The sequence below is a fragment of the Maribacter sp. Asnod2-G09 genome (assembly GCF_045063795.1).
GTDB lineage: Bacteria > Bacteroidota > Bacteroidia > Flavobacteriales > Flavobacteriaceae > Maribacter.
Genome location: NZ_JBEFOA010000005.1, coordinates 1,681,789 through 1,698,897, shown reverse-complemented (window position 1 = coordinate 1,698,897; position 17,109 = coordinate 1,681,789). Strand labels below are relative to the sequence as shown.

Annotated in this window: 14 protein-coding genes; 2 read left to right on the top strand and 12 right to left on the bottom strand. The window is 34.5% G+C overall.

The window, feature by feature from the left end:
- Positions 1–334: 334 nt before the first annotated feature.
- On the top strand, positions 335–1,015 hold the full coding sequence (locus ACJJVT_RS19365; protein ID WP_405400886.1) for a head GIN domain-containing protein: 681 nt from the start codon (positions 335–337) through the stop codon (positions 1,013–1,015).
- On the opposite strand, the gene ACJJVT_RS19360 is transcribed toward ACJJVT_RS19365, so the two are convergent.
- From ACJJVT_RS19360 to ACJJVT_RS19325, 8 genes are all read right to left on the bottom strand, one after another.
- On the bottom strand, positions 1,016–1,198 hold the full coding sequence (locus ACJJVT_RS19360; protein ID WP_036156737.1) for a CPXCG motif-containing cysteine-rich protein: 183 nt from the start codon (positions 1,196–1,198) through the stop codon (positions 1,016–1,018).
- Between the two features lie 9 nt (positions 1,199–1,207).
- Positions 1,208–1,876, bottom strand: coding sequence for a hypothetical protein (locus tag ACJJVT_RS19355; RefSeq protein WP_405400885.1), 669 nt, complete (start codon positions 1,874–1,876; stop codon positions 1,208–1,210).
- A 52-nt stretch (positions 1,877–1,928) separates the two neighbouring features.
- The gene (locus ACJJVT_RS19350) at positions 1,929–3,314 is read right to left on the bottom strand and encodes a TolC family protein (RefSeq protein ID WP_405400884.1); all 1,386 of its coding nucleotides are present in this window, start codon (positions 3,312–3,314) and stop codon (positions 1,929–1,931) included.
- Entirely contained in the window at positions 3,314–6,601 is a 3,288-nt protein-coding gene (locus ACJJVT_RS19345; protein ID WP_405400883.1) for an efflux RND transporter permease subunit, read from the bottom strand. The genes ACJJVT_RS19350 and ACJJVT_RS19345 overlap by 1 nt, the downstream gene beginning before the upstream one ends.
- Entirely contained in the window at positions 6,601–7,731 is a 1,131-nt protein-coding gene (locus ACJJVT_RS19340; protein WP_405400882.1) for an efflux RND transporter periplasmic adaptor subunit, read from the bottom strand. The genes ACJJVT_RS19345 and ACJJVT_RS19340 overlap by 1 nt, the downstream gene beginning before the upstream one ends.
- Before the next feature lie 430 nt (positions 7,732–8,161).
- Positions 8,162–9,046 carry a hypothetical protein gene (locus ACJJVT_RS19335; protein ID WP_405400881.1) on the bottom strand — a complete coding sequence of 295 codons (885 nt, stop codon included), beginning with the start codon at positions 9,044–9,046 and terminating at the stop codon, positions 8,162–8,164.
- A gap of 213 nt (positions 9,047–9,259) precedes the next feature.
- Positions 9,260–10,135 carry a hypothetical protein gene (locus ACJJVT_RS19330; RefSeq protein WP_405400880.1) on the bottom strand — a complete coding sequence of 292 codons (876 nt, stop codon included), beginning with the start codon at positions 10,133–10,135 and terminating at the stop codon, positions 9,260–9,262.
- 161 nt (positions 10,136–10,296) lie between these two features.
- Positions 10,297–12,207 (bottom strand): ABC-F family ATP-binding cassette domain-containing protein, encoded by a 1,911-nt coding sequence (locus ACJJVT_RS19325; protein ID WP_405400879.1) that lies wholly within the window; start codon positions 12,205–12,207, stop codon positions 10,297–10,299.
- A 142-nt stretch (positions 12,208–12,349) separates the two neighbouring features.
- Here ACJJVT_RS19325 and ACJJVT_RS19320 point away from each other — a divergent pair, with 142 nt between their 5' ends.
- Positions 12,350–12,739 (top strand): DUF983 domain-containing protein, encoded by a 390-nt coding sequence (locus ACJJVT_RS19320; protein ID WP_405400878.1) that lies wholly within the window; start codon positions 12,350–12,352, stop codon positions 12,737–12,739.
- Here ACJJVT_RS19320 and ACJJVT_RS19315 read toward each other — a convergent pair.
- The 4 genes from ACJJVT_RS19315 to gldL form a co-directional block, all read right to left on the bottom strand.
- Positions 12,736–13,779, bottom strand: a complete 1,044-nt coding sequence (locus ACJJVT_RS19315; protein WP_405400877.1) for an NAD(P)/FAD-dependent oxidoreductase — start codon at positions 13,777–13,779, stop codon at positions 12,736–12,738. The genes ACJJVT_RS19320 and ACJJVT_RS19315 overlap by 4 nt on opposite strands.
- 99 nt (positions 13,780–13,878) lie before the next feature.
- Positions 13,879–14,766, bottom strand: a complete 888-nt coding sequence (gldN, locus tag ACJJVT_RS19310; protein WP_405400876.1) for a gliding motility protein GldN — start codon at positions 14,764–14,766, stop codon at positions 13,879–13,881.
- 64 nt (positions 14,767–14,830) lie between these two features.
- Positions 14,831–16,390 carry a gliding motility protein GldM gene (gene gldM / locus ACJJVT_RS19305; RefSeq protein ID WP_405400875.1) on the bottom strand — a complete coding sequence of 520 codons (1,560 nt, stop codon included), beginning with the start codon at positions 16,388–16,390 and terminating at the stop codon, positions 14,831–14,833.
- Between the two features lie 55 nt (positions 16,391–16,445).
- Positions 16,446–17,102 carry a gliding motility protein GldL gene (gene gldL / locus ACJJVT_RS19300; protein ID WP_073240527.1) on the bottom strand — a complete coding sequence of 219 codons (657 nt, stop codon included), beginning with the start codon at positions 17,100–17,102 and terminating at the stop codon, positions 16,446–16,448.
- Positions 17,103–17,109 lie beyond the last annotated feature (7 nt).

The window sequence follows — 17,109 nt, the reverse complement described above, 5'->3', positions numbered from 1 at the left end:
TTAAAATACGCTACGCTTCTTTCAAAAACACTCGAACTGACAATGCGTTTCCGATTCATCTATTTTTTTTTGTCTATCTCAAATGTCACTTCGAGTGAATTTCAAGGCACGAAGAAATATGTATCGAGAAGCTCGCATGTTCCAAACCTGTTCTCGATACATTTTTAAAATACGCTACGCTTCTTTCAAAAACACTCGAACTGACAATGCGTTTTGCTTGAACCTATCATTTTTCAAAATTGAATAAAATATCACAAGTAAAATCCCCTTCTGCCCTTTTGTGATACAAACCCATTTGTACCTTAACTTTGTACTATTAAATAGTCAACGCTACATGAGATCAATTCTACTTTTTGCTTGTATTTGCTTTTATACCTTGACTACTTTCGGGCAAGGCGTCGCAACTATTTCTCTAGAGAAATATACAGAGCTTCGAGTATATGATAGAATTAGTGTTACCCTAGTGAAAGGCGAAGAGAATAAAATTGAAATATCTACCGAGAATAAAAAAGATTTGAGCATTACCGAAAACGACGGTCGTTTACGACTAAAAATGTGCTCTGGGGAATCTGTACTGAACTCCATCTTAAACATTAAACTTTTCTTTACCGAAGCACTTTCAGTTATTGATGCAAATAAGAACTCTCGTATTGTTTCTACCGGATTAGTCATTGGTACAGATTTAGCTATTGAAGCCCAAGATGCCAGTACCATTACTTTAAATATTGCCTATAATAATGTATCGGCAAAGAGCACAAGCGGTAGTGAAATAAAATTATCTGGCACTAGTGGTAATCAAGAAGTGATGATCAATACAGGAGGTAGACTTTTTAATAAAGGTCTAAAGACCAAAAGTAGTACTGTAATTGTGCTATCTGGTGGCAGCGCAGAAGTTTATGCTAGTGAAGCAGTCATTGCTAAAGTAAAAGCAGGTGGATCGATTACCGTATACGGCAATCCAAAATCTGTGGATAAAGATGATACTTTTGGTGGTGAAATTGCAATACCAGAATAATTATTGTTCTATACTCTGAACATCAAAACCGATTAGTTCATTATCTTGAAACTGTGGAGTAACCTCTATAGGGTTACAGCATACTTCGCAATCTTCAACATAGGTCTGTTGTGAGATTGATGGATCTAACAGCATAGACACTTCTTCCCAGCAATACGGACATTGAAAATAATGCTCGAACATGACTGTAATTTATGATTTTAATTCTTTTGCAAGCTCTTTTAAGGTTAGGCTCTGTATTAAATTACCGCCATTAGAAGTAAAAATAGTATCGTGACCCAATTTTAAGGAAAGTATATCTTCATCAGTATCTAAATGAATGTCTGAAGGATTTACCTTGATTTCCTCTAACTTCACATCAAAACGCTTTTTTAAAGTTACCAGTCCGTTAAACTTACTCAATTCGAATCCGTAGAAATCAAACAATCGTTGTAACCCGCTGAAAAAGCTTATTCCTATAAAAATTAGACCTGCCATGGCAAATTTATATGCCAAGGTAAATACGTCTAGCTCATCGCCGTTTATAAAAGTATATACCAAGTTGATACAGCCATAAATACCTAATAAGAATACCAATAGACCAACGATTACAGCAAGTACATCGGTTAGCAATGCCTTATTTGTTCTAGTAACCACCAATCCGTCTGCCGATTTATTTGCTTGAAATCCGAAATCCTTTAAATATTCTAGATTGTTGATTTGAGCTAGCTTATTGGCAATAGTTGCTTCTAAACCACTTAAATCTACCACAACAGCTCGTTTTTCAAGCTCGTCTCGCAAACTTAACTGCGCTTCAAAAGTGAGTAATGAATGTTGATCCAGAATCTCTATAAGCTCGCCATTTGTTCTATCGCTATACATGTTATTCCCTAATTAAATTACTCGACAATCGAGGTTAAAATCTCTAAGCCTTTTACAATTCTATATTCAATAACTGACCTGTAAGCTGCAATAATTGAAGCTCTGCCAACTTTGCATCGTACTTTGCCAAGTTCTTATTAGTCTGCGCATTCAACAAATTGATTTGCGCCTGTCTAAATTCTATCGATGTAATACTCCCTAATTGAAACTGCTCTTTAGAACGCTCAAAATTGTTTTGGTTGGTAAATACATTCTGCTCTTGAATCTGATATATTTTTAAAAGATTCTCATACAATGCCATTGCATTCTGCATATCTCTGCTCACCTCTAATTCTACCTGCTTGCGTAGTAATTCTTGATTAGCGTATGTAATCTTGGCATTCTTAACACTTACCGTAGTGCTACCACCATCAAAGAGATTCCATGTAAGGCTTGCTCCTAAAGCAAAATTATAAGTTTCATTGTTTGATCCAGGAAAGAATGCTGAAGCTGCACTTTGATTTAAATTCCACCCATAAGAACCGGAAAGACCAACAGTTGGTAAATACCCAGATTTACTTACTTTAATATCATATTCATTAATACTTAAATTTGATTCCGTTTGTAGTACCGCAACATTATTAGTGATTGCCTGATCCATAAACTCTATGATCTGAAACTTTGGTATAAATACAATGGTTGTGTCTACTGTAAACTGAGAACTTAAATCTTGATTTAACACCACATTTAAATCGCGTTTTGCATTTGCCAATTGCTGCTCTGTATTCAATAGATTAATACTATCATTAGTCATATCTACCTGAGCGTTCAATATATCTAATTTTGTATTTTGACCATATTCAAATGAATATTCAGCTCTCTGAATTCTATCCGTAGAAATTTCCAATGCTTGCTTTTGTACATTTTTATTCTCTGTAAGTCTAGCAATTTCAAAATATACCGTAAACATTTGAATCATGGTATTTTCTATAGTCTCCCTAGCCTGTAGCGTACTTAAATTATATTGTTCTTTTAATTTTTTATAATTATAAAATCTACCCATTCCATCAAATAATGTGTAGTTAGCAGTAAGAGCTGCAGAATAACGTTGAGCTTCAGCTTTATAAATATCGGTGTCAGGAAATGGAGTAGGCTCTCCTGTTATTGGATCAATTACATCTACACCATCCTCTGTCAAAATTCTACCAGGAAATTCAATTGTTGAATCATCTCTATTATAATCAGCTCCAGCGGTACCTGTCAAAGTAGGCAAATACCCTGAATTTAAAATACTGGCATTATTCTCTGCAATATCAACCTGACCTTTCGCAATCTCAATTCCGTAATTATTTTCCAAGGCTTTTATAACCGCCTCTTCTTTTGAAAGTGTTTTCTCTTGTGCAAAAATTGTGCAAATAGGGAGAAATACCAATAATGTGATGAATCTTAATCTAATCATTATAACTTATCTATATTCTTAAATGGGTGTGAACCACCTTCTATTTGCTCTTGATGTTCACCACCTTCAATTGCTTCTTGCGAATGACCTTCTAGATGAGCAGCTTCTTTTCGTTCTTTAATCGCTCTTTCTACTTCTTCTTTCGTAATCTTATGACCTGAAGCGAAAGATAAATTCTGAGCTTTTAAGTTATTACTGAACGATAAGAACAATGGTAACATCAATAAGGTAAGTACCGTAGCAATACCTATACCATAAGCAATAGAGATTGCCATAGGCTTTAAGAATTGTGCTTGTCTACTGGTCTCTAACATTAATGGTGCTAAACCTGCGATAGTGGTTATCGATGTTAAGAAAATTGCTCTAAATCTAGATTTACCTGCTTCGAAAATGGCATTATCAAAAGTCATACCTTCTCGTAAATTCGAATTGAACTTACCGATAAGCACCAGACCATCGTTCACCATAATACCTATCAATGCAATGATTCCTAATATAGAAAGTACGTTTATTGGAAAATCGTGGATCCAGTGTCCCCATGCAACTGCCGTAAAACTAAATGGCACTAACAATAGTAGCATTAATGGCTGACTGAAACTTCTAAATGTAAATGCAATGGTGATATAGATTAACAATATTACCGTAAAACCAACCAACTTTAATGAGCCTGTAAGTTTCTCTAATTCTCTATTCTGACCTTCATATGATGCACTTACCGTTGGATATTTTGACTGTATCTCTGGCATGTGTACATTCTGAATTTCGGTCATGATTTCTGTTGGACTATCCTTTACATCTTTCATATCGGCAGAAATCTGAATTTCTCGTCTACCTTCTAAACGATTGATAGCTACATCGCCACGTTCAATTGTATAATCTGCAATTTCACTTAACGGAACTCGATCACCTGACGGAGTTACGATACGCATATCATCTAAATTAGAAATTGACGAACGCTCATCTCTGTCGTAACGAACCCAAACCCTAATCTCATCTTGTGACCTTTGGAATCGTTGTGCCTGTACCCCGAAGAAACCTGCACGAACTTGAGTCATTAATGCTTGAAGATCTAACCCCAATAAATAAGCATTCTCTTTTAAAGTCAATCGAATCTCTTTTATACCAGCTGGGTCATTATCTGCAATATCTTTTAATCTTGGATTTTTAGTCAATATTCCCTTTAATTCTGCCTTTGCAGCTTTTAACTGTTCTATGTTGTTACCCAATAAGGAAACTGAAACCGGCGATCCACCAAAGTTACCACCAGAACCATAAATAAGACTTTCTACACCCACAACCGGACCAACTAGTTCTTCTAACCTACTGGTAACCATATCGGCAGAAATTTCGTTTGGTCTTTCTTCACCTGGTAACAAGTTAATCGTCAAAACTGCTGAAGATGAACCCGGACCCAATCTTTTGATTACATTTTCAAAAACATCTTTATCAGACCCAACAATATACTCTTCTGTCAATTCTTTATTGACAATCATGGCTTTTTCTTCTATTAATGAGATTATAGAATCTGTAATTTTTTCGTTGGTACCGTTTGGCATCTCTAACTCTATACCTACTCTATCACTGGCAATTCTTGGAAAGAATGCCGTTCTAATAATACCACCACCTACAGAACCTAATGTTAGAATGAATGCCGATGCAAATACAGCAAACATGAATATTTTATGATTCATTGAGAAACGTAATACTGGAGTATATAATTTATCACGCATCCATACCATTAATCGGTCACCAAATTCATTGATTACCCTAAGCTTTGCAAATGCATTTGCTAATCCACTTTTCGGCTTGTTATCTATTGGCTGTAATGCTTTTGAATGTGCTAAGTGAGCTGGTAAAATAACCAAGGCCTCTACTAACGACACCACTAATGTCAAGATTACAATAACCGATACTTCACCAAAAAACTCACCAATTCTACTATCTAAGAACAAGAATATAGAGAAGGCTAATATTGTTGTAATAATCGCCGATATAATTGGAGGCAATACCTCCATAGTACCATCTACAGCTGCCTGAACAGGAGATTTACCCTTTTCATAATGTTGATATATATTCTCGGCAATTACAATACCATCATCTACCAAAATACCGATAACGATAATCATACCGAACAATGAAAGTACATTGATAGTTACATCAAAGAAGCCCGCAAAAACGAACATTCCTAAAAACGCAACAGGTAAACCGAAAGCTACCCAAAATGCTAATCTTGTATTCAAGAACAATGATAGAAATATTAATACCAATACCATACCCATTATGGCATTCTCTGTCAATAACTGTGTTCTTTGATTTAACGTCGTAGACTGATCAGAAACAACATCTAATGTAATGTTGTTATACTTTTCGTTAAACTCATCTACATATTCATTTACTTGATCTGCAGCCGCAATTAAATCTTCATTATTGGTACTAGTAATAGTTGTACTTACCGATAAATTACCATTGAAGAATGTTGCATTAGGACTTTCAGCAAATCGATCTCTTACAATTGCTACATCTTTTAAACGGATCACATTACCTGATTGATCTGCACGAACAACAAGGTTACTCAATTCGCTACCGTAGTATGAACGGTTATTAGCACGTATTAAATACTCTTCGGCATCGGTCTTAATATTACCACCTGTTACTAAAATATTGGCATTTGATACAGAACTAGCAACTTCTGAGAATGATAAGCCATATGCTAAAAGGTCATTTTCATTAACAGCAATTTCAATCTCCTCATCTGGGAATCCGGAAATTTCTATTTGAGAAATTCCTTCCATAGCCCTTAAATCATTTTCAATATCTCTACCTACACTTTTTAGGGTTGCTAATGGAATATCTTCACCACTAATAGCAAATGAAATCGTTTGACGAACAGTCTCTAGAATAGAAACAATTAAAGGCTCCATACCTGTTGGAAAAGTAGGCACTCTATCTACTGCATTCTTTACCTCTAAAAGCATGAAATCGATATTCTCTCCTTTTTCGATCTCTACATTAATAGTACCACTATTCTCTCTAGAAGTAGAGGTTACACGATCAACACCTTCAAGTCCTTTTAAGTTATCTTCAATTTTAAGAACAATACCTTCTTCTACCTCTTGTGGCGAAGCACCTGGGTAAGTAATTGTAATGGCAATATTCTTAGAATCCGTCAACGGAAAGAAAGAAGACTTTAATGCCTTTGCCCCTACGATACCGAATAAAGCAAAAGATATTACAACTACGTTAACGGCAACATGATACCGAATAAAATATTCTATCAGTTTACGCATTATTCCTTCGTGTTTTCTGGTTGTTCAGCATAAATTTTTACAGCCATTCCTGTAAATGCACCACTAATTGGTTTAGAAACTATAGTAACGCCATCGGGCACATTCTTTAATACAACACGCTTGTCAGAAAAATAAACAGGCTCTACATCTATTTTATCAAGTATCGAATCTCTAACTACAAATATTTGATTTCCGTCTAAAAGTAATCCTCTATCTACCTCAATAGCATCTTCCTCTTTTTTGGCATCTAAATCTGCCTCTAGGTACATACCTTCTCTTAAATTTTTATCATCAACTTCTATGTACGCATTTACCGTTTGTGTTAATTGGTCAATACTACCGCTGATTCTAGTGACTTTTCCTTTATACGTGCTATTATCATCTAAATTGGTCAATTCTACAGATTCACCTACTTTTAATAAATCTGTGTAACGTTTACTGATAGCTACTTCAAGTTCGTAAATTTCAGTATTAATGAATTCTCCTAATTTCTGACCTGACCTCACTAAAGTACCCTCGGTTACCAAGGTCTCGGTTAGAACCCCTGAAAATGGAGCCACGATACGATATTTAGATAAACGTTGCTCTAAATTCTTAACATTATAAAAGCTGGTCAATATACCTCTACCTGATATGAAAAACTTTTCTTTCTCAGTTGCCAATTCTGGAAGAGGCGGAGTAGTTTTCGACATATCGAAGTTTGAAAGGTAATCTTGCCACTTAGAATAGATATCTGGATAGTCTAATCGTAAATCAGGCATTACTGCTGTTAACTGGTTAAAAAGATTACTCTTTGCAGATTGTACGCTTGCCGCATATTCATTTGCATCGATGCTTATAATAGTCTCACCTTTACGAAAAGCTTGCCCTTCTTTAAATAGCTTACTTCCTTTTTTAAATACACCCTGTACCTCAGCATATAACTCTACACGTTGCTTTGCGGTTAGATTACCATTTGCAGATACTACAATTGGTACCGTGCCATTTTTTACTACCTCTGTAAAAACAGTTTTCACTACCTTTTCAGATTTCGGCTTGAAAGTTTTCTTACTATCAATAATAGCTCCAGCTAGAAAAAAAGATACTACTATTAGTAAAATACCTAGAACGGTAAAAATAATTTTTCGCATTTTATTATAATTTATAAGCGTATTTTAAAAAACACAGGGTCAAAAATACTTTTTAATATCGGTTAGAATTTTGCTAATGAAATGAAACGACCAAATTTCAAAGTGAAACGACTTTGACTCTATTTCAGCTCAATTCTCAATAACCCTTCCAGAACTTTATTTCCATAAAACATCAATACTAACGTCTTAAATTCAGCTCTTCATGTCTTTAAACAATCAAAGTATTGTTAAAATTGAACCTTAATTTTATATAGACTTTAACCAGAAACTTTTGGAAATCAATTAATCATCGGCGAAACTACGAAAAAACACTTCTGACAATGAAAGCCGTAATGGTTAAAGTAATCATAAAAAAAGTCGCAACCTCAGTATTTTAAAAACAAAAAAAGAGATGCTATTGCATCTCTTTTTATCAATTTTTCGGGTTTTTTTAATTTCGTTTCACATCTTCGTATTTAGTATCTACAATACGTGTTCTACTAGCTTCTGTTGTGCCAAATTTCATATTTAAAAATTCATCGTCACTATCAAAAACTGCGAGTTTCGAGCTTTGCATTCTTAACAGTGAATTTAAAGATCTAAAATCGTTACCCTGTAATTGTACAAACTCTAGATTACTTAATGTTGCCATTCCAGTTGGCAAATCACCTTCGAACTGGTTATAAGAAAGAATCAATTCTTTTAAATTCACCAAACGCCCTAAATCTACTTCAATAGCACCTGCTAATTTATTACCAAAAAGTTCTAACCTTTCTAACTTACTTAATTTTTCAATTGACTTCGGTAGACTTCCTTCTAAATAGTTACTTGAAAGATTTAATGATTTTAGGTTTGATATTTCTCCTATACCATTCGGAATTTCACCTTGCAACAAATTATTGAACATTGACAACTCTTCTAATTGCTTCATTTTTGAATAATCTTGAGGTAAATTACCTGTAAGTTTATTCATCTCTAAACGCATAGATGTCAAATTTTCTAATTGAAATATATCATCTGGCAAATTACCTTCGATAACGTTAAAAGCAAGATTCAATGTTTGTAAATGAGAAAGTGCTGAAATACCTTCAGGAATAGCTCCTGTAAGATTATTACGATATAGCTTTAATGCTGTCACATGACCATCAGTAACCTCTACACCGTACCAAGTAGATGGGTCAGCTTTTACATCCCATTTATTTTGCCATTGATTTCCAATGGTACTTTTATTAAAATCTAATAGGTATTCTTTTTCGCTTTTAGGTATTTGTGCATTGACCACAAAACTGCAGGTCAGCACAAAAATTAAGCAGGCATTGGTTAGTACATTTTTCATATTGAAAAAAATTATATTATTTGGGGGAACTTCACTCATACCATTTACGCTATAAGACTGCTATTCAACAGAACTAGTGTAAAAAGTACTTTTATTATAACGTGCAAAAAATACATTTATGATACATAGCTAGCGATAATGCTAAAAAACAAGAAAGAGATGCTGTTCAACATCTCTTTCTTTCACCAAACTAACTAAAAGTGTAAACTACTCTTACTCTTCTATATCTTCGAACTTCGTATCTGCCATTCTGGTTTTACTGAAGTTGACATCTTTAAACTCTAATTTTCTATCATCTTTATCATAGTCAAACACCAAATACTCTTTCGTTTCTAAAAACTCTAGAGCTTTGAAAGAACTGAAATTATTATTCTGAATTTGAAATACTTCTAAACTTGCCAAATCAGCAAACTCATTAGGTATGTCACCTACAAATCTATTATTTGCCAAAACCAATTCTTTTAACTTGCTTAGTTTACCCATATCTCTTGGTATAGCTCCTTCTAATCTATTTTCAAATAGACCTAACGTTTCTAATTGAGATAATGCCCCTAATGAACTTGGTATGTCACCATAAAACTCATTACTTGAAAGGTTCAATACTTTCAAACCTGTAAGGTTACCTACCGTAGCTGGAATTTTACCTGTAAAAAAATTATTGAAAGCTGAAAGCTCTTCTAACTGTAATAAGCTACCAATACCTTCTGGTAACTCACCATTAAGCCTATTCATTTCTAACTTCAATACTCTTAATTTAGAAAGACTAGCTATTTCCGCAGGCAAAGCACCTGTTAGTGAATTGAATGCAAGATTCAACACCTTAAGATTCTCCAAATTTCCTATTTGTGAAGAAATTGCTCCCATAAGGTTATTATGGAATAAATTAATTTCTACTACTTTATCATTTTCTACCGTTACACCATGCCATTGAGAAACCGGAGTTTTTAAATCCCATTTCTTTACCCAATGATTACCGTTGGTAGTCTCGTAAAGATCAATTAACGCTTTCTTCTCTTTTTTAGATACTTCTGCAAAACAAACGGTTGTCAGAAATAATAGACTGAAACTTAAATAGTATAATTTTTTCATAAGATGGTGGTTTGATAAATTCTTTACACTAAGAATTCTCCTACAAATTTGAACTAATAACGTTGAAAACTGAAATTTTATCGTTCACTGACCCCTGTTTGTTGTGAAAGTAGTGGAATATGTTGTGAAACCGCCAAAACTGTATGTCAGTAAATACAGTACTACGCTAATTCATCAATATCAATTGTAAGCGTTTCCCAGTTCTGCATTAATGTTTCCAATTTTTTCTTTTTCGCTTGGTAACCTTCGAAAAAGTCAGGCTTGGCAATAGTAGTATCGTAGTCTACCAAGAGGTTATGGTCGATATCTTTAATCTCTTTTTCAAGACTTCCTATTTTACTTTCTACAGAACTCAATTGATTTTTTAAGCTTTTTAGCTTTTTTTGATCTTGAAAAGAATTAGACGCTTTTGGTTTAGCCTTTTCGACAACAACAGCCTGCTTTTTCTCAATAGCCCTAAAGTTCTCAACCTTACGTTGCTCTAAATAAAAATCTACATCACCTAAATACTCTCTAATTTTTTGATCTTTGAATTCGTATACCTTGTTGGTTAACCCCTGCAAAAAATCTCTATCGTGAGAAACCAATATTAAAGTACCTTCAAAGTTTAAGCATGCCTGCTTAAGTACATTCTTCGATTTAATATCTAAGTGGTTGGTAGGCTCATCCATTACCAGCACATTAAAAGGCTGTAATAACATTTTTGCCAAAGCTAAACGGTTACGTTCACCACCTGATAATACTTTTACATACTTATCTACTTCATCGCCTCTAAATAAGAACGACCCTAAAATATCTCTTACCTTACTTCTATTCTTTTCGTTTGCGGCATCGATCATGGTATCTAAAATGGTCTTATTACCATCAAGATACTCCGCCTGGTTCTGAGCAAAATATCCTATTTGTACATTATGACCCAGCTTTAGGTGTCCGTCATGTTTAAGCTCACCTACAATGATTTTTGCCAGAGTAGATTTACCTTGTCCGTTTTGACCAACAAAGGCAGTTTTACTATCCCGCTCAATAAGCAAGTTGATATCGTTCAAAACTAAATTATCACCATAAGCTTTTGATAGGTCTTCTATCTCTACCACCACTTTACCAGGAGTAACAGAAATTGGAAAACGAAGACTCATTACACTGTTATCATCTTCATCGACCTCTATACGCTCTATTTTGTCTAATTTCTTAATTAAAGATTGTGCCATTGAAGCTTTGGTCGATTTTGCCCTAAACTTTTCAATTAACCTTTCTGCCTGCTGAATTTCTTTTTCTTGGTTCTTTTGAGCATTTACCTGTTGTTGTTTTATCTCATTTCTCAATACCAGGTATTCGGTATATGGTTTATTATAATCGTAAATACGACCTAATGAAATTTCAATAGTTCTGTTGGTAACATTATCTAAAAACATTTTATCGTGAGATACAATAACCACCGCACCCGTATAATTGTTCAAAAACTGCTCGAACCAAATAATAGACTCTATATCTAAGTGGTTGGTAGGCTCATCGAGCAACAACACATCATTGGTCTGTAATAATAATTTAGCAAGCTCTATACGCATACGCCACCCACCAGAGAAGGTTTCGGTCTTTTTATCAAAATCTTCTCTTCTAAAACCTAAGCCTTGTAATATTTTTTCTGTCTCGCCTTGGTAATTATATCCGCCTAAAATCTCATAATGATGTGTAATATCACTTAGATCTACAATAAGCTGACTGTATATATCAGATTCGTAATCGGTACGTTCTGCCAATTGATGATTGATTTCATCTAATTTCAACTCTAAAGCTTTAATTTCTTCAAAAGCTTGATACGCCTCTTCTAAAACTGACCGACCTTCTACAAAATCTATATCTTGTCTAAGAAAACCGATTTTAATATCTTTTTCTATTGCAATAACACCGGTATCCAAAGCCATATCCTTGTTAAGCAATTTCAACAAGGTTGATTTACCTGCGCCGTTTTTACCTACTAGCCCTGCTCTATTTCCTCCATTTAAGCGAAATGATATTTCTTCAAATAAATATTCTCCTCCAAAAGAGACTGATAGGTTGTGAACGTTTAACATAAATTCTAATTATTCTAGTTTTTTCTCAAAAGCAAAATCTATTTTATCACAGATAACTTTTAAGTTAAATTTATCATTTGCCATGATACATATCAGGCATAAAAAATACCTTAAAATTGTACCTTAGTATAAAGTTTTGCAAATGTTAAAAAAAGGAAACAAACTCTACACTATTTTAACAGGAAGTTGCCCTAGATGTCACGAAGAAAGCATGTATTTGGATAAAAACCCCTACCATATGGGCAAAATCTTTAAAATGCACGAAAGATGTAGCCATTGTGACTTAAAATATAAAATAGAACCTTCGTTCTTTTACGGTGCTATGTATGTGAGTTATGGAGTCGGTATTGCATTTGCCGTAGCAGCGTTTGTTATCGCAAATCTTTTTCTTGGTGCTGGCTTAATAGAAGCGTTTATTGCTATAATTATTACCCTTATTGTATTTATGCCGGTAATAATGAGAGTATCTCGTAACATTTGGATTAACATGTTCATTAAATACGATGCTAACGCTACCCATAAAAAATCTTAATTCGAAGCGAAACGCGCTATATTCATTTCTTCCAATAAAGGAATTTCATGCTCTATATACTCATAAAGAGATTTAGCCGCCCAAGGTGCAATGGTTATACCATGAGATCCAAAACCATTTAACAGCCATAGGTTGTTATACTGCGTATGCCTACCAACCAACGGCCTTCTATCTTTTACCGTAGGGCGCATACCTGCTTCGTGATCAACTATATCATACACGCAATCTAAAAGGCTATCTAATTTATTCGCAAGCTCATTTTTAGCCTCTAAAGTCGTTAAATTGTCTTTTTGACCTCTATTATACGTAGCTCCTACTTTGTACAAATCATCGCCTAGCGGAATTAAAAATATAGATGATTTAATTATTTGAGTTTCTTTTAACGCTTTCGCCTTAATAACAATATACTCCCCTTTTGACCCTTGCATTGGTAAATGGTTGAAATACGGATTCTGCATCATACCATAACCTTCGGTGAAGACTATATTTTTGGCTTTTATATCTTGATAACTTACAACCTCTTGTTCTACTTGAAGCTGACCATAATCAAATGTATCTTTATATAACTTGTTTTCTTGCTCTAACCAGTTTGCATAGCTATTAAAAAGTAACTTGGTATCTAACTTACCTGTTTCCAATACTTTTCCGAATTGGTGTGGCGCTTTAAGTGAGGTATTCTCATTATTTACCAATTTCGAATCTAGGTATGGTTTTAGCTTTTCTTTATCAGCAGCTTCAAACCAAAGGTTCTGCTCTTCTATAGATGCAAATTTGCGCAGCACATTGAGCTTTTCATCAAACTTTACATTTAAAAATTGCTCTAATTGGGTATAAAATTCAGTTGCAATAGGCAGTTGCTCATCTGCGCGCCAAGAAAGGGTAAATCGTTTTAAAATAACAGGATTATACAAACCGCCCGCAACCCTAGAAGATGTTTGCGATCGATCATTAAAAACTACAAACGTTTTGTTGTTTTTACGCAAGGTTTCGCAAAATGCGGTACCCGCCAATCCTAACCCTACCACTATAAAATCTACCATGACACAAATGTAATGACAATTGCACAAAACATGATATAAAAACAAAAGACCCGATCTTTCGATCGGGTCTTTATTATGTGAATTGGATTTTCAGTAAGCTTAGTAAGCCCACATGTCTTGTTCCTTATCTCTAATTGTTTCTTTAATTCGTTTTGCTTCCAATAATTGGAACAAAGCATTGTCAGAAATGTAATCATCTACTTTTCTATCGCCTTGTACGTTATCTTCTTTATAAATAACGGCATCGAATCTTCTTGCATTTAACAACATATCAAATGAGATAGGCTGAGCTGAATTCTGTGAGTTGAAAACTTTAGCTTCGTGTAACATTTCACGAGCATCTGGATACCATACCCAAAAAAGCTCTACCATATCTGGATTGTCATCATCCATAAAGTTTACATCTGGCGCTACTGGAGCAATACCTAAAAGACGGTATTTTAATTCTCCCTGTCTCTTATCAAAATACCATATTCCTTTAACGTGGTACTCTTCAATATCAGCTGCAGAAATAGTTCTACGAGTAATATATTCTTCTGAAACAGTTTCGCCTGCATTCATTTGCTCATACCCATAATCTAGAGTATCGACCATTTGCAAGGCATCTTTTAAATCGCCAAAAGTTCTTTTTTGTGTAAAATAAGAATCTGTATAAGTTTCTAATTTTCCACTTTTTAAATTTTTAACTAGAACGTGGTATAAAGACCTTCTATCTGGGCCAATATCCATAGTATCTGTTGGATAATATAATGGGAAATTAACTCTCTCATCTAAATCTATGGTTTCCCATAACGTTTTAGACCAAAGGATATCCCTATCATCTACATAACCATATTCTAATGGAGCATCGTTATCGACAGCTTTCTGTGCTTCTGTACGAATACCAACCTCATCTGGTTTCTTTGCATTCAATACATTTGCTTGGGCCATCATTGATAAAGGTAACATTGTTACCGCTCCCATTACTAAAACATTTTTCCAATTCATGTTTGCTTCACTTTAAAATTAACCGGGCAAGACCAATGGGCTTACCCGGTATCATTCTATTTATTTAGTTTGTAATCTCCACAACTACTGGAGATACTTTCTTCAACTTGTAACTCTTATTGTTTGTGATATAAGCTTCGATATCAAATATTTGAACGATATCTCCTCTTTTAGCACGTGATAAAGCTTGTTTAGCCTTAGCATTCATTTTGTTTCCTCTTACTGAAACAGTTGGTTGACCTGGTACTTTGAATTTAAATCCGCTTACTGCAAGGTTTAAATCAAAATCGAAATCTTCTAAGCCAGCACCTACAGTAGCAATCTCAACATTCCTTTTTGGAAGTTTAATACTACCTGTTTGCTTACTTACAGAACCTTCTGGTCTTGGAATATCTTTAATTCTGAATTCAGATTTAGAAGATACAGATTGACCATCTGGTAAAGTACCTGAAGCTGTAATAGTAACGTTTCTTCCAGTACCTGGAGTCATAACATACTTACTACCACTTACAGATTTAAGACCTGGAGCAGATGCTCTTACCTTATTATTTGGTATACCTGGTATAGAGATAGACATTGGGTTAGCAACACCTCTATATACAACATTCATTTTATCAGCAGCAATTAAAGCAGCATTTGGCTTAGATATAGTTGCGAATGAATTTTTAACCTCAACAGGAATTTCTTCACCGTCTTGCTTAAAGTAGATAGTACCTTTTACTTCATGATCACCAGCAGAACCAGAACCAATCAACATTTTAACACCACCAGCTTCTAATTTATAATCAGAACCTTCAGTTAATTTTCTACCATCTAAAGTTAACTCAGCTTTTATCGGAGTAGAAGAATTATCAGTTTTGCTAATAATAATCTTACCATCATACTTCTCACCTGCATAGTATGCAGATTTAGTAGAAGAAAGCGATGTTGCGAAGTTCTTTAAAGAAACTTGGTTAGATAACTCACCTGCTAACATTGATTTCAACGCTGCTTCTTCAGTTATTTTAACGTCAGCTTGTAACTGAGTTAATTTTGCCAAAGATGCTACTAAAGGATAACCTTCATAGTGATAGTTGATCCAATCTTGCTTGGTACCGTCTCTTTTTTCAACTTTACCGTTCTCATCTCCTGTTTGGAAACGATCAATAACAGATTGCTTTAAGGCTGCAGGCACTATTGCCGCAACTTGATCTCTATAACCTGTTAGGTTACTCATGAATTTTTTACCGTCTTCTGATAAAGTTTCACCTTGGAATAATTTCTGATCTAAGTAATCAGCCATATCCATACGAGCATAATCTTTAGGGTCTTCGATCCCTTCCATCATACCTGTTTTAAGTCCTTCTAAGTAATCATAATATTCTTGAGACATTGCTTTAATCTCTTGAGCATTCTTATATAACTTATCGTACTTTGCAGCATCTTCAGATGCTTTAGTTCCAAGACTTTCCAAGAACGCATCGTTACTTGCGGTTGTCTTTTGATTTGAAGTCTCTAGCTTTTCATTCATTATACCGAATGCGGCTAATACTTCTTTACTCATGTTTAATGCCAGCATTGCGATGAAGATCAAATACATTAAGTTGACCATCTTCTGACGTGGTGAATTTTTTCCTCCTGCCATGGATTTTTAATTTAGATTTTTATTAATAATTGATTCGGGTTGGTAAAAATCCAAATTAGTTTTTGCTCATTGCAGATAACATACCACCATATACACCATTCAATGAAGAAAGGTTTGTAGACAAAGATGCCATTTGATCTTTAAGTGCACTTGCATTTTGAACAACTTCTTCATTAACTGAAGCTTGTTTGCTAGCACTTTCTAATTGTACTTTATAAAGACTGTTCAAAGACTCCATTTGAGAGGCAGCCTGAACCATTTCACTAGAATATTTCTTAGTAGATTCCATTGCATCAACTGTTGGAGCGATACCTTTAGCAGCACCTTCAAAGTTTTTAATGCTTGAACCTAAGCTTTCCATAAGACTTGCGTCTACACCAGCTTCTTTTAATAAATCATCTAATTTCTTAGATAAAGATGCTTCAGCTTCTTTTACTTCTGTTGCAGCTTGTGCTTTCTTAGGTGCTTTACCTTCACCACCTGCTAATTCTGGGTATACTAATGCCCAATCTAATTCGTCATCTACTGGTTCGAATGCACTGATCGCGAAAATTAATGCTTCTGTAATAAGACCTATCGCTAAAAGAATACCACCATTTAATGGTCCTAACTCCCAGTGAAGAATTTTAAATAATGCACCAATAATTACAACTGATGCTCCTAGCCCGTAGGCCATGTTAAATAATTTTTTTGTGGATTTTGACTGTGCCATGTTTAAT